The 21,598-nt window shown below is 60.8% G+C and carries 17 protein-coding genes; 8 read left to right on the forward strand and 9 right to left on the reverse strand.

The genetic code is table 11. The features are described from left to right. Positions 1-39 precede the first annotated feature (39 nt). Complete coding sequence (locus AC07V4_RS14225) at positions 40-678, reverse strand: LysE family translocator (RefSeq protein ID WP_492636747.1); 639 nt, start codon at positions 676-678, stop codon at positions 40-42. Positions 679-815: 137 nt separating this feature from the next. On the opposite strand from AC07V4_RS14225, the gene AC07V4_RS14230 reads away from it, so the two are divergent. Then, positions 816-1,625 carry an AraC family transcriptional regulator gene (locus tag AC07V4_RS14230; RefSeq protein WP_492636746.1) on the forward strand — a complete coding sequence of 270 codons (810 nt, stop codon included), beginning with the start codon at positions 816-818 and terminating at the stop codon, positions 1,623-1,625. A gap of 51 nt (positions 1,626-1,676) precedes the next feature. Here the strand turns inward: AC07V4_RS14230 and AC07V4_RS14235 are convergent, their stop codons facing one another. The 3 genes from AC07V4_RS14235 to AC07V4_RS14245 form a co-directional block, all read right to left on the reverse strand. Beyond that, entirely contained in the window at positions 1,677-2,252 is a 576-nt protein-coding gene (locus tag AC07V4_RS14235) for a flavin reductase family protein (protein WP_492636745.1), read from the reverse strand. A gap of 52 nt (positions 2,253-2,304) precedes the next feature. Beyond that, positions 2,305-3,621: a methyl-accepting chemotaxis protein gene (locus AC07V4_RS14240; RefSeq protein ID WP_431749710.1), complete on the reverse strand. Its 1,317-nt coding sequence runs from the start codon at positions 3,619-3,621 to the stop codon at positions 2,305-2,307. Positions 3,622-3,725: 104 nt separating this feature from the next. Further along, positions 3,726-4,058 (reverse strand): DUF2790 domain-containing protein, encoded by a 333-nt coding sequence (locus AC07V4_RS14245; RefSeq protein ID WP_492636744.1) that lies wholly within the window; start codon positions 4,056-4,058, stop codon positions 3,726-3,728. 225 nt (positions 4,059-4,283) lie between these two features. Here AC07V4_RS14245 and AC07V4_RS14250 point away from each other — a divergent pair, with 225 nt between their 5' ends. The 3 genes from AC07V4_RS14250 to AC07V4_RS14260 all read left to right on the forward strand — a co-directional run bounded on the left by AC07V4_RS14250 (position 4,284) and on the right by AC07V4_RS14260 (position 7,997). Beyond that, the gene (locus tag AC07V4_RS14250; protein WP_492636743.1) at positions 4,284-5,603 is read left to right on the forward strand and encodes an OprD family porin; all 1,320 of its coding nucleotides are present in this window, start codon (positions 4,284-4,286) and stop codon (positions 5,601-5,603) included. 337 nt (positions 5,604-5,940) lie between these two features. Then, positions 5,941-6,615, forward strand: coding sequence for a heavy metal response regulator transcription factor (locus AC07V4_RS14255; RefSeq protein WP_431749707.1), 675 nt, complete (start codon positions 5,941-5,943; stop codon positions 6,613-6,615). Further along, positions 6,612-7,997, forward strand: a complete 1,386-nt coding sequence (locus AC07V4_RS14260) for a heavy metal sensor histidine kinase (RefSeq protein ID WP_492636742.1) — start codon at positions 6,612-6,614, stop codon at positions 7,995-7,997. The genes AC07V4_RS14255 and AC07V4_RS14260 overlap by 4 nt, the downstream gene beginning before the upstream one ends. 207 nt (positions 7,998-8,204) lie before the next feature. Here AC07V4_RS14260 and AC07V4_RS14265 read toward each other — a convergent pair whose 3' ends face one another. From AC07V4_RS14265 to AC07V4_RS14280, 4 genes are all read right to left on the reverse strand, one after another. Beyond that, positions 8,205-11,339 carry a CusA/CzcA family heavy metal efflux RND transporter gene (locus tag AC07V4_RS14265; protein ID WP_492636741.1) on the reverse strand — a complete coding sequence of 1,045 codons (3,135 nt, stop codon included), beginning with the start codon at positions 11,337-11,339 and terminating at the stop codon, positions 8,205-8,207. Between the two features lie 18 nt (positions 11,340-11,357). Beyond that, positions 11,358-12,464, reverse strand: coding sequence for an efflux RND transporter periplasmic adaptor subunit (locus AC07V4_RS14270; protein WP_492636740.1), 1,107 nt, complete (start codon positions 12,462-12,464; stop codon positions 11,358-11,360). 19 nt (positions 12,465-12,483) lie between these two features. Next, positions 12,484-13,704 carry a TolC family protein gene (locus tag AC07V4_RS14275; RefSeq protein WP_431749703.1) on the reverse strand — a complete coding sequence of 407 codons (1,221 nt, stop codon included), beginning with the start codon at positions 13,702-13,704 and terminating at the stop codon, positions 12,484-12,486. A gap of 109 nt (positions 13,705-13,813) precedes the next feature. Continuing rightward, positions 13,814-14,719: a cation diffusion facilitator family transporter gene (locus tag AC07V4_RS14280; protein WP_492636739.1), complete on the reverse strand. Its 906-nt coding sequence runs from the start codon at positions 14,717-14,719 to the stop codon at positions 13,814-13,816. Positions 14,720-14,935: 216 nt separating this feature from the next. Here AC07V4_RS14280 and AC07V4_RS14285 point away from each other — a divergent pair, with 216 nt between their 5' ends. Beyond that, positions 14,936-16,306: a GntT/GntP/DsdX family permease gene (locus AC07V4_RS14285; protein WP_492636738.1), complete on the forward strand. Its 1,371-nt coding sequence runs from the start codon at positions 14,936-14,938 to the stop codon at positions 16,304-16,306. A gap of 3 nt (positions 16,307-16,309) precedes the next feature. Here AC07V4_RS14285 and AC07V4_RS14290 read toward each other — a convergent pair whose 3' ends face one another. Beyond that, entirely contained in the window at positions 16,310-17,599 is a 1,290-nt protein-coding gene (locus AC07V4_RS14290) for an MFS transporter (RefSeq protein WP_492636737.1), read from the reverse strand. A gap of 185 nt (positions 17,600-17,784) precedes the next feature. Between AC07V4_RS14290 and AC07V4_RS14295 the strand changes: the two genes are divergently transcribed. From AC07V4_RS14295 to AC07V4_RS14305, 3 genes are all read left to right on the forward strand, one after another. Next, on the forward strand, positions 17,785-19,203 hold the full coding sequence (locus tag AC07V4_RS14295) for a short-chain fatty acid transporter (RefSeq protein WP_104995424.1): 1,419 nt from the start codon (positions 17,785-17,787) through the stop codon (positions 19,201-19,203). Positions 19,204-19,383: 180 nt separating this feature from the next. Continuing rightward, a complete protein-coding gene (locus AC07V4_RS14300; protein ID WP_492636736.1) occupies positions 19,384-19,704 on the forward strand; it encodes a hypothetical protein in 321 nt (106 codons plus the stop codon). Between the two features lie 96 nt (positions 19,705-19,800). Next, positions 19,801-21,501: an acid phosphatase gene (locus tag AC07V4_RS14305; protein WP_492636735.1), complete on the forward strand. Its 1,701-nt coding sequence runs from the start codon at positions 19,801-19,803 to the stop codon at positions 21,499-21,501. Positions 21,502-21,598: the final 97 nt, after the last annotated feature.

A 21,598-nucleotide genomic window follows, 5' to 3' on the forward strand; every position in this document is an offset into this window, starting at 1 on the left:
AGCCTCACTGTTGAAAGTAAGGCTTCTTACCACGGGCGGTCAGCGATTCGCCACCAGATGTGCACCGAACAACACATAGCAACCACCGGCAAAGCGATCGAGCCACTTGCGCGAGCGGCTGTAGAGGTTGGCCATGCGCTCGCTGGAAAACACCAGGGCGACGGCGCAGTACCAACTGAACGACAAGGAGGCCATGACGATCACCGCCAGCGTCAGTAACAGTGGTGACGGTGAAGGAGGCATGGTCGAAGCGAAGATAGTCGCGACAAACAGCGCCGATTTTGGGTTGGACAAGTTACCGAGCAACCCCAGGCGCCAAGCCGAAAACAGCGAACGCCGATGCTCATCCGTCAACGGGCTCTGGCTGGCGATGGGCGCCGAACGCTTGAACAGTTTGAGGCCCAGATAAATCAGGTAGCCGCCGCCGATAATCTTGAACGCCAGGTACAGCATGGGCGCCGCCGTAAACAACGACTTGATGCCCAGGCCACCGGCCAGCCCCCATAGGACTGTCCCCGACGCCACGCCTGCCGAGGCCGCCACACCATGACGGCGCGAAGCGTTGGCGGCCAATTGGGCGATGTTGAAGAAGTTAGGCCCCGGCGTGACGACCGCAACCACCCACAGCAAACCCAGCGAAACCAAGGGCGCCAGGTAAGCAAGGTCAAAAGACGACATCGTGTGGCTCCATCAGCACAGTGCATGAGCGCTGATCATAGGCCGCCCCCTGCGCCTGCACAATCGTACAAGACCTCGGCAGACAAGGGCCTCAGACTCGGTTAACGTGTTCCCACCTCAATTTGTGACAAGTCACCATGGGCCAACCCACTTCCACCCTTGACTGGCTGCACCGCGCTCCGCACGCCAGCGGCCTGGACCGCATCGAGGCGTATTTCGCCGGGTTTGCGTTCGACCCCCATCGCCATGACACCTACGCCATTGGGCGTACGTTGTTTGGCGTGCAGAGCTATCACTACCGGGGCAGCATGACCCATAGCCTGCCCGGCACGACCATGGTAATTCATCCGGACGAAACCCATGACGGCCGCGCCAGCAGCGTGGAAGGTTTCAAGTACCGCATGATTTACGTGGAGCCGGCGTTGATCCAGCAGATTCTCGGTGGCCGGCCGCTGCCATTTATCCACAATGGCTTATCCACAGACCCCCGGCTGTTTCGCGCCAGCGAAGTGTTGCTGCAAAGCCTGGACTGCCCGATTGACCCGATGCAGGAACAGGACGCTCTGTTCGATCTGGCGCAAACGCTGAACGCGGCGTCGGGCGCCGTCGTCAGTCGCAAGTCCTTTGATTATGTGGCCGCCGAGCGTGCCCGGGAGTTTATCCACAGCGCCCTGGGCCGCAGCATCACCCTGGATGAGATGGCCGACTACTGCGGCCGCGATCGCTGGGCGTTATCCCGGGATTTTCGCTTGTTGTTTGGCACCAGCCCTTATCGCTACTTGACCATGCGCCGGCTGGACTTGGTGCGCAGTCTGCTGGCCCAGGGCCAATCCTTGGTTGACGCGGCACTGACGGCCGGCTTCACCGACCAGAGCCACATGACCCGGCAATTTCGCAGCACCTACGGCATGCCGCCGTCGCGTTGGGTGAAGATGCTCGGGCGCTGAAAAAACTGACTCGATATGTTTTTTCTTGCACCGGGTTCGGCGGGTTCAGGGCTACAGCTGACGCCCGACGACCGGCTCACCAATAGTCAGGAAATTCCCGCCTGCAATATGGTGCAAGGTCCGCAGCTCATCATGACCTTCGAAGTGCCAATGCCCCTCGCTGAACACGCGCGCATCGGCATAGGCTGCGACCACTTCGCCCAGGAACAGATCGTAGGCCTGCTGGTTATGGGGTTCGGGCAGCAAGCGGCATTCCAACCAGGCCACGCAACCTTCCAGCAGCGGCGCTTCGGTGTGTTCACCGCTAAAGGTGTGTAGGTCGTAGGTGGCGAACTTGTCCGTGTCGGCGCCGGTGATATTGCCGACCGTCTGCACCAGGTCAGCCTGGGCCACGCACGGCACTTGGAGTACGAAGGTGCCGGCACCTTCCAGCAGTTGCCGGGTCCAGGTGGACTTGTCCAACACCACCGCAACTTTCGGCGGTTCGAAATCCAACGGCATGGCCCAGGCTGCGGCCATGATATTGCGCTTGCCCTCGAAAGCCGCGCTCACCAACACGGTCGGCCCGTGGTTGAGCAAGCGGTAGGCTTTGGACAGGGGAACAGGGCGACGGTGAGTAGGGCTCATGGAGGGTCGGCTCTTCATGCAGGAAAGAACCTACGATACCTGAGCCCTACGCTCAGCTCGACAGCTGATTGGCGAACTGCCCGACCGCGCTGACCACCTTCTGTGCACCGTCCTGGATCTCCACGATCACTGTGCCCGCCTCGGCCGCCAGCGCCAGGCCCTGTTCGGCTTGTTGGCGGCCTTCGGTCATCAGGGCGACCGCATCGCGGGCCATGTCCTGGTTCTGACGCACCACACCGACAATTTCCTCAGTGGCTTTGCTGGTGCGTGAGGCCAACTGGCGAACTTCATCCGCCACCACCGCGAAACCACGGCCCTGCTCACCGGCACGGGCCGCCTCGATGGCTGCGTTGAGCGCCAGCAGGTTGGTCTGTTCGGCAATGCCGCTGATGGTCTTGACGATGGTACCGATCACCTGGGACTGCTCGTTCAACGCCTCGATACCTTCGCCGGCCTGCTGCATGTGCTTGGCCAGGTCACGCATCACGTCCACCGCCTGGGTCACGACGGTGGTGCCACGCTGGGCGCTATTGTCGGTCTGCAGCGAGGTGCTGTAGGCAATGTTGGCGGCCTCGGCCACGGCCTGTTCCTGGTTGACCTGGTCGGTGATCACCGTGGCGAACTTGACCACCTTGTACAGCCGATCATTGGCATCCAGCACCGGGTTGTAGGTCGCTTCCAGCCACACCACGCGGCCATGGCTGTCCACCCGCTTGAAGCGCGCCGCAACGAACTCACCGGCGTTCAACCGCTTCCAGAACTGCTGGTAGTCGGCGCTGTTGTATTCCTCCGGTTCGCAGAACATGCGGTGATGCTTGCCCTGGATCTGCGCGAGGCTGTAGCCCATGCCACTCAGGAAGCGCTCGTTGGCCGTGAGCACATGGCCGCCGAGGTCGAACTCGATCACCGCGGTGGAGCGGATCAATGCGGTGATCAGGTTTTCATGCTCACGCGAGGCCTCGATGGTGCGGGTCAGGTCGCTGGAGTAGATCGAAAAATGCTTGATCCGCCCATCCGAACTGCGCACCGGCTGCACGATCGAACGCAACCACGCTTCCTTGCCATTACCGCGCATCAGACGCACGGTGCCGGCGAAGTGTTCGCCGCGCACCAGAGCGTTCTTGAAACGCTGCTGGAATTCGTCCTGACGCACGTGGGCCGGCACCAGTTCGTCGATCAAGCGGCCCTGCAACTGGGTGCCTTGATACGCCATCTCCTGAAGGAAGATGGTGTTAACCGACGCGATACGGCCCTCTGGGTCCAGGGTCATCGTGATCATTTCGCTTTCCAGGCTCTCCTTAACCTGTTGCAAGCTGGACAACTCTTCGCGAAGAGCCGACAGCTCCTGTTTCAAACGGCTGTTGAACATGGGGCACCGATGATCAAATGAGGACAGGGATCTGCCTGCATCGGCGCTGCTGGCGTTTTCTGAAGAGGGCTTTAGCCCCAGAACCAACTATATTTTTGGATCCATTAGCCGCCATTGTTCCGGCACACCCCCATCACTTGATACTCCAGGGTGTTGAGCTTGCCGGTGGAGTCCTCATAGGTCATGCGCGATGGCACCGGGTTACATGAGCGGATCGGTGGCGTCACGTTGACCACGTTGGCGATGTCCAGCTTCATGCCGTAGCGATACGTCTGTACCTCGGGCACCGGCTTGCCGACCTTGGCCGCGTAATCGGCCATAGCCTTTTCATTGCGCTCCATCATCAGGGCAAAAGTGCGATCCCCGCCGCCTTCGGCCAATGCGCCAAAAGACAGGATTGCCGTTAATACACCCAGGCCAATTTTATAAAAGTTCATCACAGGTTCCTCGTCTGAAAGTTCAGTGCCGAGATTAACCAACGAACCCTGACGCCATGTTCACCAGAACATTACTTATTTGTTAGGTCGACGTGAGCTTCCAGAATTGTAATGTTCAAGCCACTTCCTTGTTATCTGACGTTTGCAACTATCAACCCGGGCCAGATCAATAAAAACTCCCGCCCCCATAAGAAGCCGATAACTGCCAATACCAAGGAGCGAACCATGAGTATCCGTCACTACACCCTTCCCTTTTCGTTGATTGCCGCATTGCCCCTGGCCGCCGTGGCCACAGAGGAAAAGCCCGAAGGATTTATCGAAGGCAGCAGCGTCAACGTGCTGGCACGAAATTTCTACTTCAACCGTGATGATCGCAAGGGCCAGTCCAGCCCCACCGGCAACGGTTATTCCGAAGCCTGGGCGCAAGGGCTGATTGGCAAATTCGAATCAGGCTTTACCCAAGGCACAGTGGGGTTCGGCCTGGACGCCTTCGCCATGTACGGCCTGCAACTCGACTCGGGCACCGGCCGCAGCGGTGGCAAGGGCTCGTTCGGCGTGCTGCCGGTGGACAGCGACAACCACCCTGAAAACAGCTACAGCAAAGTCGGTGGCGCGCTGAAATTGCGCGTGCTCGACACCGTGATCAAAGCCGGCGACGTGTTCCCGCTCACCCCAGTAGTGGCGTACGGCGACTCGCGTTTGTTGCCGGAAAGCTTTCGTGGCGTGACCGCGCAAAACACCAGCATCGAGGGCCTGAGCCTGCAAGGCGGACGCTTGAGCGGCATGAGCCAGCCCAATGAAAGTGGCATGAACAACGGCTTCGCGACCTTCTATGCGGGCAAGGTGGACTCGCCCTGGATCGGCTATTTCGGCGGTGATTACCAGCTCAACAAACACCTTAGCGTGAGCCTGTACAGTAGCCGCCTGAAGGACGCCTGGGACCAGTATTATTTCGGCAGCGCCGCCAGCTACCCGCTGAACGATGACGTCTCAGTGTTCGGTGACTTCAACTATTACAAGGCCGTGGACGAAGGTAAAAAACGCCTGGGTGAATTCGATAACAACATCTGGAGCGCCAGGCTCGGGGTCAAGGTCGGCGCCCACAGCGTGGCCATTTCGCACCAGCGCAACAACGGCGACGACGACTTCGATTACCTGCGCCAGTCAGACTCGATCTTCCTCAACAACTCGATCCAGTACAGCGACTTCAACTCACCCAAGGAGCGCTCGTGGATGGTGCGATACGACCTGGACATGCAGCCGTTCGGTATCCCCGGCCTGTCGTTCATGACCCGCTACGGCAAAGGCACCGGCGCCGACTACAGCAACGCCAACGCCGTCTACATGCGCCGTGACGCTGCGGGTAATCCGCTGACCGACCAGCGCCGCTGGGAGCGCGATATCGAAGCCAAATACGTGGTGCAAAGTGGCACCCTGAAAGATCTATCACTGCGCTTGCGCCAGGCCACGGTACGCTCCAGTGCATTCGAGTCGGACTTGGAAGAAGTGCGCTTGATTGCCGAATATCCACTGGTGGCGCTGTAAGTGATTACATTCGTTCGCGGTTAACTAACATCTGTTCACAACTACCCAGTTATCAAAACTGTAATATTGGCCTCACCTTCTCGTTAAGTTGATCTTCCTATACTGGCCTCAACTTATTCACCGAGCACATTCATCTCTGAAGCTTTTGTGTAGCTCCTTTGGAAAGAGATGAATTTTTAACGCCCCGCTTGGGGCGTTTTTTTTGAACCCGGCTTTGTGCGGCCGATGGTCGCAGTTGACCCTGAAGCTACTTCACGGTTCAGAATTTTCCTACTCCCCCAACAGCAACCTCCATAAGGAAATGGCCCTCTCTTCTCTTCGTAATAGGTAAATCCCCATGCGTATCCTTGTGGTTGAGGACGAACAAAAAACTGCCGACTACCTGCAGCAGGGCTTGAACGAAAGCGGCTACGTAGTCGACTGCGCCAACAATGGCATCGACGGCTTGCACCTGGCCGGGCAACACGCCTATGAACTGGTGATCCTCGACGTCAACCTGCCCGGCAAAGATGGCTGGGAAGTGCTGGAGCAATTGCGCCGCAACGGCACCCAGCGCGTGATGATGCTGACCGCCCGTGGCCGGCTGGCCGACAAGATCAAGGGCCTGGACATGGGCGCCGATGATTACCTGGTCAAACCCTTCGAGTTTCCCGAACTGCTGGCACGGGTGCGCACGCTACTGCGGCGCAGCGAACATATCCCCCAGCCAGAAGTGTTTCGTGTGTCAGACCTTGAGTTGGACCCGCGCCGCCATCGCGCCTATCGCGGCACCCGGCGTATCGACCTGACCACCAAGGAGTTCGCCCTGTTGCAGGTACTGATGCGCCAGACCGGTGAAGTCCTGACCCGTACACAGATCATTTCCCTGGTGTGGGACATGAACTTCGACTGCGACACCAACGTGGTGGAAGTATCCATCAGCCGCCTGCGCGCCAAGGTCGATGACCAGAGCGAAATCAAGCTGATCCACACGATTCGCGGCGTGGGTTACGTGCTGGAGGCTCGCGCATGAAGACCGGCAGTTTGTCGATGCGACTGGGCCTGACCGTCAGCCTGATGGGCGCAGGCCTGGTCTTGCTGCTGGCGACCCTGGCCTATCTGGCCCTCACCCACGAGCTGGAAAAACTGGCGCGCAAGGGCCTGGAAAGCAAGATGGAACAGATCCAGCACAGCCTCGCCCTGGGCCTGGACGCCCACGCCATCCGCGTGCGCCCGCATTCGCTGATGGATCTGGTGATGGGCCACGACAACTTCTACCTGACCATCATCGGCACCGCGCCCGACAACACCGTTCTGCTGAGCGTCGGCGCCAAGCCGCAAGAACCGTTGCTGACCGACTTCAAGCCTCGTGAAACCCTCGGCTACCTGAACTGGACGGACAATTACGGCAACCAGGTACTCAGTGCCTCCAGCCTGATGCGCCTGGCCAGCGGCGAACGTGTGCGGGTGGTGTTGTCCTTGGACCGCATGGACGACCAGGCCCTGCTCAGCGCCTACCTGCGTGCCACCGTCATCGCGCTGCCCCTGTTGTTGATCCTCATCGGCATGGGCGCCTGGTGGTTGGTACAGCGCGGTCTCGCGCCGTTGAAGCAGTTCAGCCAGGTGGCGGCCAAAGTCACCACCCAGGACCTGACCCATCGATTGTCCGTCGACAACCTGCCCAAGGAACTGGGCGAGCTGGCGCAAGGCTTCAACGTGATGCTCGACCGCCTGGACGCCGGAGTGCAGCAGCTGTCGCAATTCTCCGATGACCTCGCCCACGAATTGCGCGCGCCCCTGACCAACCTGATGGGCAAGGCCCAGGTGACGCTGTCACGTCAGCGACCACCGGAGGAATACAAGGCCGTGCTGGAGTCCAACACTGAAGAGCTGGAGCGCCTGGGACGTATCGTCAGCGACATGCTGTTTCTCGCCCAGGTCAGCCATCCGGCTGCGCGCGCTTCGTTTACAACGGTGTCCCTGGCCGATGAGGCCCATCGAGTCATGGAGCTGTTTGCGCTGAGTGCCGAAGACAAACAACTGACCCTGACCTTGAGCGGCGACGCCCACGTGCAGGGCGACCGCCTGATGATCCAGCGCGCGCTGTCCAACCTGCTGTCCAATGCCATCCGCCACACCCCGGTGGGTTCGCATATTTCATTGCTGGTGGAAGCCTATGGCAACAACGTCTGCGTGTCGGTGAGCAACCCCGGCCCTGGCATCGAAGCCCAACACCTGCCGCACCTGTTCGAACGCTTCTACCGCGTCGACAGCAGCCGCGCCCGCACCGAGGGCGGCACCGGCCTGGGACTGGCCATCGTGCGGTCGATCATGACCCTGCACCAGGGGCAGGCCGACGTACGCAGCCTGCCCGGTGGTTTCACGCTGTTTCGGCTGGTCTTCCCACTCGCGTGAATTGCTTTGTAGTGAGCGGGCCTGCCCTAATGCCAGTCAGTTAAGCGGTGGGGTGTCGAGCGCATCATCTGTAGTGAGCGGGCTTGCCCCGCGCTGGGTGGCGAAGCCGCCCTAAAACCTGCTAGCGCGTTCTACCTGACACAACGCGGCAGTCTTATTGGGGCGGCTTCACCGCCCAGCGCGGGGCAAGCCCGCTCACTACAATGATCACTCTTCCTTGCGATGCGCCCACTGGTACAACGCCGGCAGCACCAGCAAGGTCAGCAACGTCGACGAAATAATCCCGCCGATCACCACCGTCGCCAACGGCCGTTGCACTTCGGCGCCGGTGCCGGTGGCGAGCGCCATGGGGATGAACCCGAGGGACGCCACCAACGCGGTCATCAGCACCGGACGCAAGCGGGTCAATGCACCTTCGTTGACCGCCATTGAGAGTGAGCGCCCTTCCTCCCGCAGGTTGCGGATGAAGGCAATCATCACCAACCCGTTGAGCACCGCCACCCCGGACAACGCGATAAAGCCCACCCCCGCCGAGATCGACAGCGGAATATCCCGCAACCACAGGGCCATGATCCCACCCGTCAGCGCGAACGGAATCCCGGTGAACACCAACAAGCCATCCTTGAGGTTGTTGAACATCATGAACAACAACCCGAACACCAACAGCAACGCCACCGGCACCACAATGCGCAAGCGCTCGGACGCTTCCTTAAGCTGTTCGAACTGGCCGCCCCAGGTCGTCCAATAGCCTGCCGGCACCTTCACTTGGGCACCAATAGCCACCTCGGCCTCTTCGACGAATGAGCCAATATCCCGCCCGCGCACGTTGGCGCTGACGATCACCAAGCGCTTGCCGTTCTCACGGCTGATCTGGTTCGGGCCAAGCACCAGGTCCAGGCTGGCAACCTGTGACAAGGCAATAAAACCCAACTGTGTCGCCCCATTGCCAGCCATTGCCGGCACTGGGATCAACAGCCGCGACAGCCCGTCGATATCGGTACGCAGCGCGTCTGACAAACGCACGACCATGTCAAAACGACGGTCGCCTTCATACAATGTACCGGCTTTTCGCCCGCCCACGGCGACGGCAATGGTGTCCTGCACATCGCCCACATTCAGGCCAAAACGCGCAGCCTTGTCGCGGTCAATATTGATGGTCAGCACCGGCAATCCAGAAGTCTGCTCCACCTTCACTTCCGAGGCGCCCGTCAGCTTTTTCAGGGTCTCTGCAATTTCCTCGGCGGTTTTATTCAGCACCGCCATGTCGTCACCAAACACCTTCACGGCCACATCACTGCGTACCCCGGAAATCAGTTCGTTGAATCGCAGCTGGATCGGTTGCGACAGTTCATACGCACTGCCCGGCACAATCGCGCTGGCCCGCTGGATATCGGCAATGATCGCCTCGCGGGACTTCTTCGGGTCCGGCCATTGGTCCTTGGGCTTGAGCATCACGTAGCTGTCGGAGATATTCGGCGGCATCGGGTCCGAGGCGATTTCCGCGGTGCCGGTGCGGGCAAATACGCGCTCGATTTCCGGCACCTGGGCGATCAAGGTTTTTTCCAACTGCTGCTGCATCTGTACCGATTGCGTCAGGCTGGTGCCTGGCACGCGCAGGGCCTGTTGAGCGAAGTCGCCCTCACTGAGGCTGGGGATAAATTCACTGCCCATGCGGCTGGCGACCACACCGGAGGCGATGATGGTCAGCACCGCCAGGCCAAACACCACCGAGCGACGCGCCATCACCCAATCCAACACTGGCGCATACGCCCGGCGAGCGGTGCGCATCACCAGGTTTTCTTCTTCCTTGACCTTACCGGTCACGAACAGCGCAATCGCTGCCGGTACAAACGTCACCGACAGAATCATCGCGCCGAGCAAGGCGATCACTACGGTGAACGCCATGGGGTGGAACATCTTCCCAGCCACCCCCGTGAGGGCGAAGATCGGCAGGTACACCACCATGATGATCAATTGCCCGAAGATCAGCGCACGCCGCGCTTCCTTGGCCGCCGCGAACACTTCATGCAAGCGCTCGCTGCGGGTCAACAGGCGCCCATGACGATGTTGCGCATGGGCCAGGCGACGGATGGCGTTCTCGACGATCACCACCGCACCGTCGACGATAATGCCGAAGTCCAGCGCGCCGAGGCTCATCAAGTTGGCGCTGACTTTATTGGTGAACATGCCAGTAAAGGTGAACAGCATCGCCAGCGGAATCACCATGGCGGTGATCAGCGCCGCACGGATATTGCCGAGGAACAGGAACAGCACTGCGACCACCAGCAATGCGCCTTCGAAGAGGTTTTTCTTCACCGTGGCGATGGCTTTTTCCACTAGGTTGGTGCGGTCATAGACGGTGACAGCGACCACACCTTCGGGTAGCGAGCGGTTGATCTCTTCCAGCTTTTTCGCCACCGCCTGGGACACGGTGCGGCTGTTTTCACCGATCAACATGAACACCGTGCCCAGCACCACTTCACGGCCGTTTTCCGTGGCGGCACCGGTGCGCAACTCACGGCCGATCTCGACCTGGGCCACATTGCGCACACGGATCGGCGTGCCGTCCGAAGTGGTGATGACGATGTTGGCGATGTCGTCGATGGACGCCACTTGCCCCGGCGCTCGAATCAGCAATTGCTCACCGCTGCGCTCGATGTAACCGGCGCCGACGTTGGCGTTGTTGCGTTCCAGCGCCGTGACCAGATCGCCCAAGGTCAGTTTATAGGCCGCCAGGCGCTTGGGGTCCGGCGCGATCTGATACTCCTTGGCGAAACCACCGATGGTGTTGATCTCCGCCACGCCCGGAACGTTGCGCAGTTGCGGCTTGATGATCCAGTCCTGGATCACCCGCAAGTCGGTCGGCGTGTAGGGCGTACCGTCATCCTTGAGTGCGCCCTCCTCCGCCTCGACGGTCCACAGGAAAATTTCCCCAAGGCCAGTGGAAATCGGCCCCATGGCCGTTTCGATACCCTCGGGTAATTGCTCGCGGGCCACTTGCAGGCGCTCATTGACCAATTGACGGGCAAAGAACAGGTCGGTGCCGTCCTTGAAAATCACCGTGACCTGGGACAAACCAGAACGCGACAACGAACGCGTCTGCTGCAACCCCGGCAACCCGGCCATGGCCGTTTCGATAGGAAAGGTGATGCGTTGCTCGGTTTCCAACGGCGAAAACCCGGCCGCCGCCGAGTTGATCTGCACCTGCACGTTGGTGATATCGGGCACGGCGTCAATGGGTAACTTCTGGTAGCTGGCGATGCCGACACCGGCCATCAACAGCACCGCCAGCAGCACAATGATGCGCTGCTCGATGGCGAATTGGATAAGGCGCTCAAACATGGGAAATCACTCGCAGGATCAATGGGCGTGTTCGGCCGAGCCTTTGCCCAATTCGGACTTGAGGATGAAGCTGCCAACGGTGGCCACTTGCGCTCCGGCGTCGAGGCCTTTGCGCACTTCTACGTAGCCCTTTTCACTCACCCCCAGTTCAAGATGACGGGTGATGAAACCGTCCGGGGTGCGCACAAACACCGAGGGTTTGTCCTCGACGGTCTGGATCGCGGTTTGTGGCACGGTGACCTTGGCCTGGTAGGTATCGGTGGCCACTTGCACCGTGACAAACAGCCCGGGGCGCCAGGCGTCGTCGGGGTTGGGCACGCTCACGCGCACAGTAGCGGTGCGCGTTTGCTCACCGAGCAGGTTGCCGACATAGGCCACGGTGCCGAGCACGTCGGTGCCCATTTCGGTGGAACTGACTTTCACCGGTTTGCCGATGCGCACCTTGTTCAGGTCTTTGGGAAACACACCGAACGTGACCCACACCTGGGACAGGTCCGAGAGCGTGAAAGCGTTGCTGGTTTCGCTGACGACTTCGCCGACGCCGAGGTGTTTTTCCACCACCACACCGGCGAACGGCGCGCGCAGCTCGTAGCGATTGCCGCCGACCAAGACTGCGCTGCCGCTGAGGGCATTCATCTTTTGACGAGCGTTGTTCAGGGCGATCTCGGCTTCTTGCAAGGTCTGGCGTGCCAGCAGGTAATCCTGCTCGGCGGAGATCTCGTCCTTCCACAGCTGGCGCTCGCGCTGGAAGGTGGTGCGCGCCAGCTCGACACGGCGTTCGCTGGCGGCCAGCTCGCTACGTTGATCGGAGATTTGCTGGCTGGCGATCACCGCCAATAGCTCGCCCTTCTTCACCGACTGCCCGAGATTGACCTTGACCGCCTCCACCACGCCAGCCGCACGTGGGACGATGTGCGAGGTGCGGTCTTCGTCGAAGCGCACTTCGCCGGGCAACGTCAGCAGCGTGCTGATCGCACGGGGTTGGGCCTGGACCAGTTGAATGCCGGCGGCCTGGATCTGCTGCTCGGTGAGTTCGAGCTTGCCTTCCTCTTCGTCGGCGTTGGCAAAACCGGACAGCATCAGGCCCAGGGCGACGGCGAACGCCATGCCACGTTTCTTGTTCATCAGAAGACTCCAGAAAAAATCAAAACCGGGCGAGGTCGCCGTAAATCCGCTCGATGCGCACCCAGGCGTCAGTGGCCTGGGCGGTCGCCGTGAGGTATTGGGTGCGAGCCGCGATCAAGGTGCGCTGGGCGTCGAGCACATCGAGGAAGTTGAACTTGCCCATCTCGAAGCCACGGGTGGCACTGTCCACCGCGCGCTGGGCGGCTGGCAGGATCTGCTGGTTGAACGCTTGCACTTCGGTGTTCGCGGTTTGCCACAGGTCCAGCGCCTGGCGGGTTTCGGTGCGCAACCGCAGTTCGGTGGCATTGCGCAGGTCACGGGCCTGGTCCGCGCGGCGGCTGGCGGCGAGCACGTTGCCCTGGTTGCGGTTGAACAACGGAATCGGCATCGACACGCCCACCACATTCACCCGCTCACGCACGCTGGCGTCGTATTGACTGCCGATGGACACGTCGAGATCGGGAATACGCTGGGCTTTTTCCAGGCCTACGCTGGCTTCGCTTTGCAGGATCTGCAACTCGGCCAGGCGCAACTCGGTGGTTTGCTCCAGGCGCGAAAGCAACTGCGCGGAGGCCGGCAAGGGCGGGGAAGATTGGCTTTGCGTGGCGACGGCCTGGAAGTCAGGCGCGGCGCTGCCGGTGCTGGCGGCCAGTCGGCGATAGGCATCGGTAAGTCCGACCTGGGCACGGTTCAGTTCCAGGCGGATCTCCGACAGCTGCACCTGGGCGCGGGTGGCTTCCACGGGTGAGGACTTACCGGCGCTGACGCGACCGTTGGCGACCACCAGTCCGCGCTCGGCCAAGGCCATCGAGCGTTGCGCCAGGTCGAGGCGCTCCTGGGCGCGCAGGGCACTGTAGTAGCTATCGATGACCTCGGCGCGCAGGCCGTTGCGACGCTGCTCCAAGGTCAGCGCGGCGGCGTCCTGGGCGCGGGTCGCCACGTCAATTCGCGCACCGCGCTTGCCACCCAGCTCCAGGGTCTGGCTGAGTTTGACGGTGGTGGTGCGGCTGTTGCGGCGAGTGTCTTCCGCGTCCCAGGAGGCCACGGGATTGGGGATCAAGCCGGCCTGTTGGCGACCGCCTTGGGCAATGTCGATTTCCCATTGCGCGGCCGCCAGGTCAGGGTTGTTGGCGAAGGCGGTTTGCAGGGCTGAGTCGAGGGTGAGGGTTTGCGCCTGGGCGACGCTTGCGGCCATCCACAACGCCGTCGCCCCCAAAAATGTTCTTACGGAAATTGCCATAACGAAAGTTCCACGCCCATGAAGTCGCTGAGGTGTCCCAGCGGGGGCAATGTAGCTTTCAGTACTTATCAGGGCCGTGGGCAGAACATTACAAATCCGTTAGCCAGGATCAGGCGTGGACCTCGTCGTGCTCATCATGTTGAAAACCTTCACTCTCGACCTGAATGGTGGCGTGGGAAATATCGAATTGTTCATGCAGCAATTCCGTCACCTGGCTGAGGATTTGTTGCTCGGTGCCCACCGATGCGTCCGCCACCAGATGGGTGCTCAGCACGTTTTTACCGCTGGTCAACGCCCAGATATGCAAATCGTGTACACCCTTGACCCCGGGCACCTTGCGAATGGCCTGCTCGACCTGATCAATGTCGACCCCATCCGGCACGCCTTGCAACAACACATTCATGCTCTCCTTGAGCAGGGTCCAGGTGCGTGGCAATACCCAGAAACCAATCGCCGCCGCCACCACGGAGTCGACCCAACCCCAACCAGTGAACATGATCACCACCGCCGCGATGATCACGCCAATGGAACCGAGCATGTCGCTCCAGACTTCCAGGTACGCGCCCTTCACGTTCAGGCTTTCGCCGCTGGCGGCGCTGAGCAGGCGCATGGAGATCAGGTTGACGATCAGCCCCAGCACCGCGATCACCAGCATGCCGGTGGACTGGATTTCAGCCGGGGCCTGCAACCGTTGATAGGCCTCGTAGAGGATGTAGAACGCCACGGCGAACAACAGCAGCGCATTGAACGCCGCCGCCAGGATTTCGAACCGCGCATAACCAAAGGTGCGCTTGCGATCGGCTGGACGTTTGGCGATCTGGATGGCTACCAGGGAAATCGCCAGGGCCAGGGCATCGGTCATCATGTGGGCGGCGTCCGACAGCAGCGCGAGACTGCCGGTGACGAAGGCGCCGATCACCTCGGCGATCATGAAACTGCCCGTCAGCCCCAGTGCGAACCAGAGCTTGCGTTCGTGGCCGGCGCGTACTTGGGCGTGGTTATGTCCTGCGCTCATGAAATGTCTTCCTGTTGGGTAATCCGCTGATCATAGAGCTATAGGCCAAATCTCCGGGCATGCATTGCAAATTTGTCATCCGCACGCCAGCTAACCGTTACATCAAGCGCACCAAAATCGCTCATGAACGCTCTGGAACAGTTCTATCAGGTATGCTTTTCGAGCAGGAAACAAAAAGAAACACATTAGCCAACCTGTTCGATAAGGAGTCCCGTTTTGGAGTTATCGACTGCCGCGTGGATGGTTCACGACACACGCCTCATGTTCTGCGTCCTGCTGGCCATCGCCAGTATCATCGTGCTGATCAGCGCGACCAAGCTGCCACCCTTCCTGTCGATTCTGATCGGCACCTTTATTGCGGGTGTCGGCGCCGGGTTACCGCCAGAAGAAGTCGCCAAGGCGTTCAGTAAAGGCGCCGGGGCGATCCTCGGTGAAGCCGGCATCATCATTGCGCTGGGCTCGATGCTTGGCGCGTTGATGGCCGAATCCGGCGCGGCTGACCGCATCGCCACCACCTTGCTCGGGTTGGGCAAGGGCAAATCATTGCCGTGGGTGATGGCGCTGGTCGCCATGGTGATCGGCCTGCCGTTGTTCTTTGAAGTGGGCCTGGTGATGATGGTGCCGATCATCTTCGTGATGGCCAAACGCTCGAACCAACCGTTGCTGAAAATCGCCATCCCGGCACTGGCGGGCATGACCACCCTGCACGCCTTGATGCCGCCACATCCGGGGCCGCTGATCGCGGTGGGCGCATTGCACGCCGACCTGGGCCTGACCATGTTGCTGGGCTTCTGCCTGGCAGTGCCGGCAGTGATCCTGGCGGGTCCGATCTATGGCAACTGGCTGTCCAAACGCCTGCACGTGGATGAACCGGCCGACATCGGTGCGCTGTTCAGCGCCCCCCCCAAGGCGCCGCGCCAGCCGAGCTTTGCTGTGTCGCTGCTGATCATTCTGTTGCCGGTGATTCTGATGCTGGGCAGCACCTTGGCCAAAGTCGCGCTGCCAGCAGACAGCACGGTCGGCCTGACCTTGAAATTCCTCGGTGAACCGCTGATTGCGCTTGGCCTGGCCGTGATCGCCGCCGTGATCTGCCTCGGCTGGGCTACCGGGATGCCCCGCGCCGACGTCGGCAACACCTTGCGCAAAGCCCTCGCGCCCATCGCCGTGTTGCTGTTGACCATCGGCGCCGGTGGCGGCCTCAAGCAGACCCTGCTCGACGCGGGCGTAAGCCAGACTATCAGCAAGGTCGCCGAAGGCGCGCACATGCCATATCTGCTGCTGGCCTGGCTGATCGCCGTGGCCCTGCGCCAGGCCACTGGCTCGGCGACCGTCGCCACGACCACCACGGCGGGTATCCTCGCGCCAATGATGGCCGGGTTGGCAGCTACCCAGAGTTCATTGGTGGCGCTGGCGATTGGCGCAGGCTCAGTGTTCTTCTGCCACGTCAACGACGCCGGGTTCTGGATGGTGCGCGAGTACTTCGGCTTGCAGCTCAAGCAGACGATCTGGGTGTGGTCGGTGTTGCAGACGATTGTGTCCGTCGTCGGGCTGGTTGGGACGTTGTTGCTCTGGCACTTTCTGACTTGAGCCTCAGGCGGCCAGGGTGTGGCGCTTGCCAAACAGCGCCACACTCCCCGCGCCCACCGCCCCCATCACCACGCAGTAACCCACGCAAATCCACGGGCTGGTCGGCATCAGCGCAATCAGCAACAGCGGCGTGGTGCTCGCCCACAGCGCATAGGCAATGTTGTAGGTAAAGGAAATCCCCGACACCCGCACCTGTGCCGGGAACAGCCCGACCATCACCGACGGCACCGCGCCGACCACGCCGCAACTCAAACCCGCCACGGCGTACGCCGCGCCCAGCCATACACCACCGGCGATCAGGCTGGCGTACAACACCGCGATCCCCATCGGCAACAACAGGCTGTAGACCAACACCGCACGCCAGGCGCCGATGCGATCCACCAGCAGCCCGGCGAGTACGCAGCCGATGTTCAGGAACACGATGCCCAGCGCGCTCAAGGCGAAGGTGTGGCTGGGGCTCATGCCGAAGGTTTTCTGCATCATGGTCGGGGTGATGACTACCAGCACCACCACGGCCGAGGTGAGCACACAGGTGAGGATCATCGCCGGCAGCAATACAGCGCGGTGATCGCGCAACACGGTACGCAGCGGCAGTTCGGCGGCGGCTTGGCGACGGGCCTGCATTTCGAGGAATACCGGGGTTTCACTGAGCCAGCGGCGCAGCCACACGCCGATCACACCGAAGACTCCGCCGAGCAGAAACGGGAAGCGCCAGGCGTAATCGAGGATTTCGACAGGTGTGAAGATTTGCGCCAGCAACGTCGCGGTGAGAGCACCGAGCAGGTAGCCGAAGGTCAGGCCTGCTTGCAGGAAGCCCAGGGCGTAGCCGCGATGATGGATCGGGGCATGCTCGGCGACGAAGGTCCAGGCGCTGGGCACTTCGCCACCGACGGCGGCCCCTTGCAGCACGCGCAACGCCAGCAGGATCAGCGGTGCGAAATAGCCGATTTGTGCGTAGGTCGGCATGATCCCGATCAGCAGGCAGGGCAACGCCATCATCAGGATGCTCAGGCTGAATACGCGTTTGCGCCCCAGGTGGTCGGCAAAATGCGCCATCAGGATGCCGCCGAGCGGGCGCGCCAGGTAGCCGGTAACGAAGATGCCGAAGCTTTGCAGCAGGCGCAGCCACTCAGGCATTTCCGGGGGGAAGAACAGTTGGCTGAGGGTCAGCGCGAAGAATACGAAGATAATGAAGTCGTAGATTTCCAGGGCGCCGCCGAGGGCGGCCAGGCCCAGGGTTTTGTAGTCGGAGCGGGAAAAACGCTGCGCCTGTGAAGAAAAGGTGGCAGTCATGTAGAGGCTCGGCAGACAAACAAAATGGCGTGCAGGTTATGAGCTGAGCCCAATGATGGCAATCACGACAGATATATTTGTTTTCCTCATCGATCGATGAAGATAACTGCATTCCCATATCAATAGCCGTAGCGGAACATGCCGTAAAACTGCCAACACCATAATAAATACAAGAGGAATGACTCGTGGCCGATGCTATCGAAGAAAGCCGCTATGCCCGATTTGCCCTGCGCTGTTCCAATTTCGCCGAGCGCTGGTTTCCTGACTCCTGGGTGTTTGCCGCCCTCGCCGTGATCATCGTCGCCGTGGCGACCCTGGGCATGGGTGCCGCACCGACCGAAGCCGCCAAGGCCTTTGGCGACGGGTTCTGGAGTTTGATCCCGTTCACCATGCAAATGGCCTTCGTGGTGATTGGTGGTTATGTGGTGGCCAGCTCGCCACCGGCTGTGAAACTGATTGACCGCCTGGCACGTATTCCAAAAAACGGCCGCTCGGCCGTGGCCTGGGTGGCGTTGATTTCCATGGTCGCGTCGTTGCTCAACTGGGGCTTGTCCCTGGTGTTCGGTGGGTTGCTGGTGCGGGCCCTGGCCCGTCGCACGGATTTGCGCATGGATTACCGCGCTGCCGGTGCCGCGGCCTACCTGGGCCTGGGCGCGGTCTGGGCGCTGGGACTGTCGTCGTCAGCCGCGCAATTGCAGGCCAACCCGGCAAGCTTGCCGCCGTCGATCCTGTCGATCACCGGGATGATCCCGTTCACCGACACTATCTTTCTGTGGCAATCCGGCGTGCTGTTGCTGGCGCTGATCGTGGTCTCGCTGATCATCGCCTACGCCACCGCGCCGGGCCCGAACAGCGCCCGCGATGCCAAGGCCTGTGGCGTCGACCCGGCGTTCAACCTGCCCAAGCCGCAAGCACCGAGCCGTCCCGGCGAATGGCTGGAACACAGCCCGCTGCTGACCATCCTGCTGGCGTTGCTGGCCGCTGGTTGGCTGTTCCATGAGTTTTCCACCAAGCCGGCGATCAGTGCGATCTCGGGGCTGAACACCTATAACTTCCTGTTCATCATGGTCGGCGCACTGTTGCACTGGCGCCCGCGCAGCTTTCTCGATGCGGTGGCCCGCGCCGTGCCGACCACCACCGGCGTGCTGATCCAGTTCCCGCTGTACGGTTCGATCGCCGCGTTGATGACCGTGGTCAAGGGCGGTGACGGCCAGACCCTGGCGCACCATATCTCGACCTTCTTCACCTCCATCGCCTCCCACGACACCTATGCACTATTGATGGGCGTGTACTCGGCGGTGCTGGGCTTCTTTATTCCGTCAGGCGGTGGCAAGTGGATCATCGAAGCGCCCTACGTGATGCAAGTGGCCAATGACCTGCAGTATCACCTGGGCTGGGCGGTACAGATCTACAACGCCGCCGAAGCGCTGCCGAACCTGATCAACCCGTTCTATATGCTGCCTCTGCTGGGCGTGCTGGGGTTGAAGGCACGGGATCTGATCGGGTTTTCGTTCGTGCAACTGCTGGTGCACACGCCGTTGGTGTTGTTCCTGTTGTGGGCGCTGGGGACGACGTTGAAATATTTGCCGCCGGTGATGCCTTAATCAAACAACTGCCCGCTTCAACGAGTAGCTTGAAGCGGGCAGCGTTCTGGGACGTCATCTTTCTGATGAAACGCGTGGGCATTGTCCCACTCAAGGCGATGCCAAGCCCTGACTCCTCCGTCCAATACCTTGGATTAACCTGACCCGGATTCCCTCTCACGAACCACCAAGGAAAATCCGATGACGCCCCTGTCCAAATCACTGGAAGAGTTGATCAACACTATTTACAAGGATGACAACGTTTCGGTCGTCGAGTACCAAACCCTGCGAGACGATGCGGATCGTCGCATGGCGGCCGTTATCAAGGAGTTTGGCCTGCACAACAACGTGACTGCCTTCCAGAAAGCCATCGACGTGGCCATGCAGCTATTGCAGACCAGTGTCATCGATTCGAAAAAAGCCAAATTAACCGACACGGGTGAAGCAATCGTCAAAGATGCGGTGACGGCTCAGGTGGAGTACCTGCGCGCCGGGAGCCAGTTGGCCCTGCGCTTGTTGTAATCGCCTGATTCAAATCACTGTCTTCGTTCCGTCACATTGCATTGCTACCGTCCTGCGAAATATCTTGCAACAACCACCCAGCAGGGACTCCCAGCAATGAGCGACGAGCACGAAGACCGCCCTTCCCCCGATTCAGCAGCCCAACCGCCGGTAGATACCAGCCGTAGGCGCTTTCTGGGGGGCGCGGCGGTGTTGGGAGTCGGCGCGACCTTGAGTGCCTGCGGCAATGCCAACGAGACGCCGGGCAAACCGGTAGAACGGCCACTGACGCCGCAAGAGCTGGACAAGGCCCTGCACGACCAAGTGAAAACCGTGGTGGTGATCTATGCCGAGAACCGCAGCTTCAACAACCTGTTTGCTGACTTCCCGGGCGTTGAGAAACCTTTGTCGGCGCTTTCCGCCGCAGACGCTCAGCAGCGCGACCGCGACGGCAGCCTGTTGACCACCCTGCCACCGGCCTGGGGCGGTGTGTTGCAAGTCGGCCCACAAACCGTGGACGGCGTGACCTACCCCAGCGAAGTGCAATTCCAGGAAAACCTGCCCAACGCACCGTTCGCCCTCAAGGGTCCGAACGCCGAAGACCTGCCCCTGAGCCTGGTCACCCGCGACTTGTGGCACGTGTTCTATCAAAACCAGATGCAGATCAACGGCGGCAAGAACGATAACTTTGTGGCCTGGGGTGATGCCGGTGGCCTAGTGATGGGTTACTACGCCCAGAGCCGTTATTCCCTGCGCCTGTGGGACGTGGCCAAGGAGTTTGTGCTCTGCGATAACTTCTTCCAAGGGACATTTGGCGGCTCGTTCCTCAACCACCAATACCTCGTCAGCGCCACCGCGCCGTTTTATCCGAATGCTGCGCAATCAGTGGCCAAGGCCCAGATCGCGACCTTGCAAAGCGATGACCCGACCGACCCACGCCTCAAGCCGCTGGACAAATCCCCGGCCAGCGCCATGACCGGCCCGCCGCAGTTCGGACCAAGCGCGCTGACCCCAGACGGTTACGGTGTGAACACCTTGGCTCCGCCCTACTGGCCAACCTGGATCCGAGACCCGGAAAACCCGGATTATGCCAAGGCCGACCTGCCCAACGTGCTGGTGCCACAGACCCACGAACACATCGGCGACAAGCTGTCGAAGAAGAATATCGACTGGGCCTGGTATGCCGGCGCGTGGCAAGCGACCTTGGACCAGTTCAAGGATTCGGGCGGTATTCCGAAGATTCCGAACTTCCAGTATCACCACCAGCCGTTCAACTACTTCAAGCAGCAAGGTCCGGAAAACCGCACAGAGCGGGATAAACGCCTGCGTGATGGCGGCTTGGGCGATGAGGCCAGTACCAACAAATTCTTCGCCGATGCACAGGCCGGCAAGCTGCCCGCCGTGACCTTCTACAAGCCTCAGGGCAACCTGAACATGCACGCCGGTTACGCCGATGTGGCCTCGGGTGATCGTCACATCGCCCGCGCCTTGAAGGTGCTGCAGGAAAGTCCACAGTGGAAAAACATGGTGGTGGTGGTCACTGTGGACGAAAACGGCGGCTGGTGGGACCACGTTGCACCGCCCAAGGGCGACCGCTGGGGCCCGGGCAGCCGGATTCCGGCGCTGGTGGTATCGCCGTTTGCCCGCAAAGGCACCGTTGACCATACCGTGTACGACACAGCATCGATCTTGCGCTTGATTACCCGTGTGTTCCAACTGGAGAAACTGGACGGTCTCAAGCAACGTGATGACGCGATGATCGCGCGCGGCCAGAAACCAATGGGTGATTTGAGCAACGCATTACAGTTCAACGTGTAGGTTTTCTTATCCAATAGCGACACGCCTGGCGATTTAGCACGCGGTTTTCCTGGTCAGCCGCTACTGTGTGGAGGTGGGCCTTCATCCCGCGCAGACG

This window comes from Pseudomonas sp. GW821-FHT03A09, assembly GCF_059421065.1.

Bases quoted from the DNA above. Each gene is read 5' to 3' on its own strand.
- AC07V4_RS14265 (WP_492636741.1), bottom strand. From the start codon at position 11,339: ATGTTTGAGCGCCTTATCCAATTCGCCATCGAGCAGCGCATCATTGTG.
- AC07V4_RS14305 (WP_492636735.1), top strand. From the start codon at position 19,801: ATGAGCGACGAGCACGAAGACCGCCCTTCCCCCGATTCAGCAGCCCAA.
- AC07V4_RS14225 (WP_492636747.1), bottom strand. From the start codon at position 678: ATGTCGTCTTTTGACCTTGCTTACCTGGCGCCCTTGGTTTCGCTGGGT.
- AC07V4_RS14245 (WP_492636744.1), bottom strand. From the start codon at position 4,058: ATGAACTTTTATAAAATTGGCCTGGGTGTATTAACGGCAATCCTGTCT.
- AC07V4_RS14275 (WP_431749703.1), bottom strand. From the start codon at position 13,704: ATGGCAATTTCCGTAAGAACATTTTTGGGGGCGACGGCGTTGTGGATG.
- AC07V4_RS14235 (WP_492636745.1), bottom strand. From the start codon at position 2,252: ATGAGCCCTACTCACCGTCGCCCTGTTCCCCTGTCCAAAGCCTACCGC.
- AC07V4_RS14230 (WP_492636746.1), top strand. From the start codon at position 816: ATGGGCCAACCCACTTCCACCCTTGACTGGCTGCACCGCGCTCCGCAC.
- AC07V4_RS14255 (WP_431749707.1), top strand. From the start codon at position 5,941: ATGCGTATCCTTGTGGTTGAGGACGAACAAAAAACTGCCGACTACCTG.
- AC07V4_RS14240 (WP_431749710.1), bottom strand. From the start codon at position 3,621: ATGTTCAACAGCCGTTTGAAACAGGAGCTGTCGGCTCTTCGCGAAGAG.
- AC07V4_RS14280 (WP_492636739.1), bottom strand. From the start codon at position 14,719: ATGAGCGCAGGACATAACCACGCCCAAGTACGCGCCGGCCACGAACGC.
- AC07V4_RS14270 (WP_492636740.1), bottom strand. From the start codon at position 12,464: ATGAACAAGAAACGTGGCATGGCGTTCGCCGTCGCCCTGGGCCTGATG.
- AC07V4_RS14250 (WP_492636743.1), top strand. From the start codon at position 4,284: ATGAGTATCCGTCACTACACCCTTCCCTTTTCGTTGATTGCCGCATTG.
- AC07V4_RS14260 (WP_492636742.1), top strand. From the start codon at position 6,612: ATGAAGACCGGCAGTTTGTCGATGCGACTGGGCCTGACCGTCAGCCTG.
- AC07V4_RS14290 (WP_492636737.1), bottom strand. From the start codon at position 17,599: ATGACTGCCACCTTTTCTTCACAGGCGCAGCGTTTTTCCCGCTCCGAC.
- AC07V4_RS14300 (WP_492636736.1), top strand. From the start codon at position 19,384: ATGACGCCCCTGTCCAAATCACTGGAAGAGTTGATCAACACTATTTAC.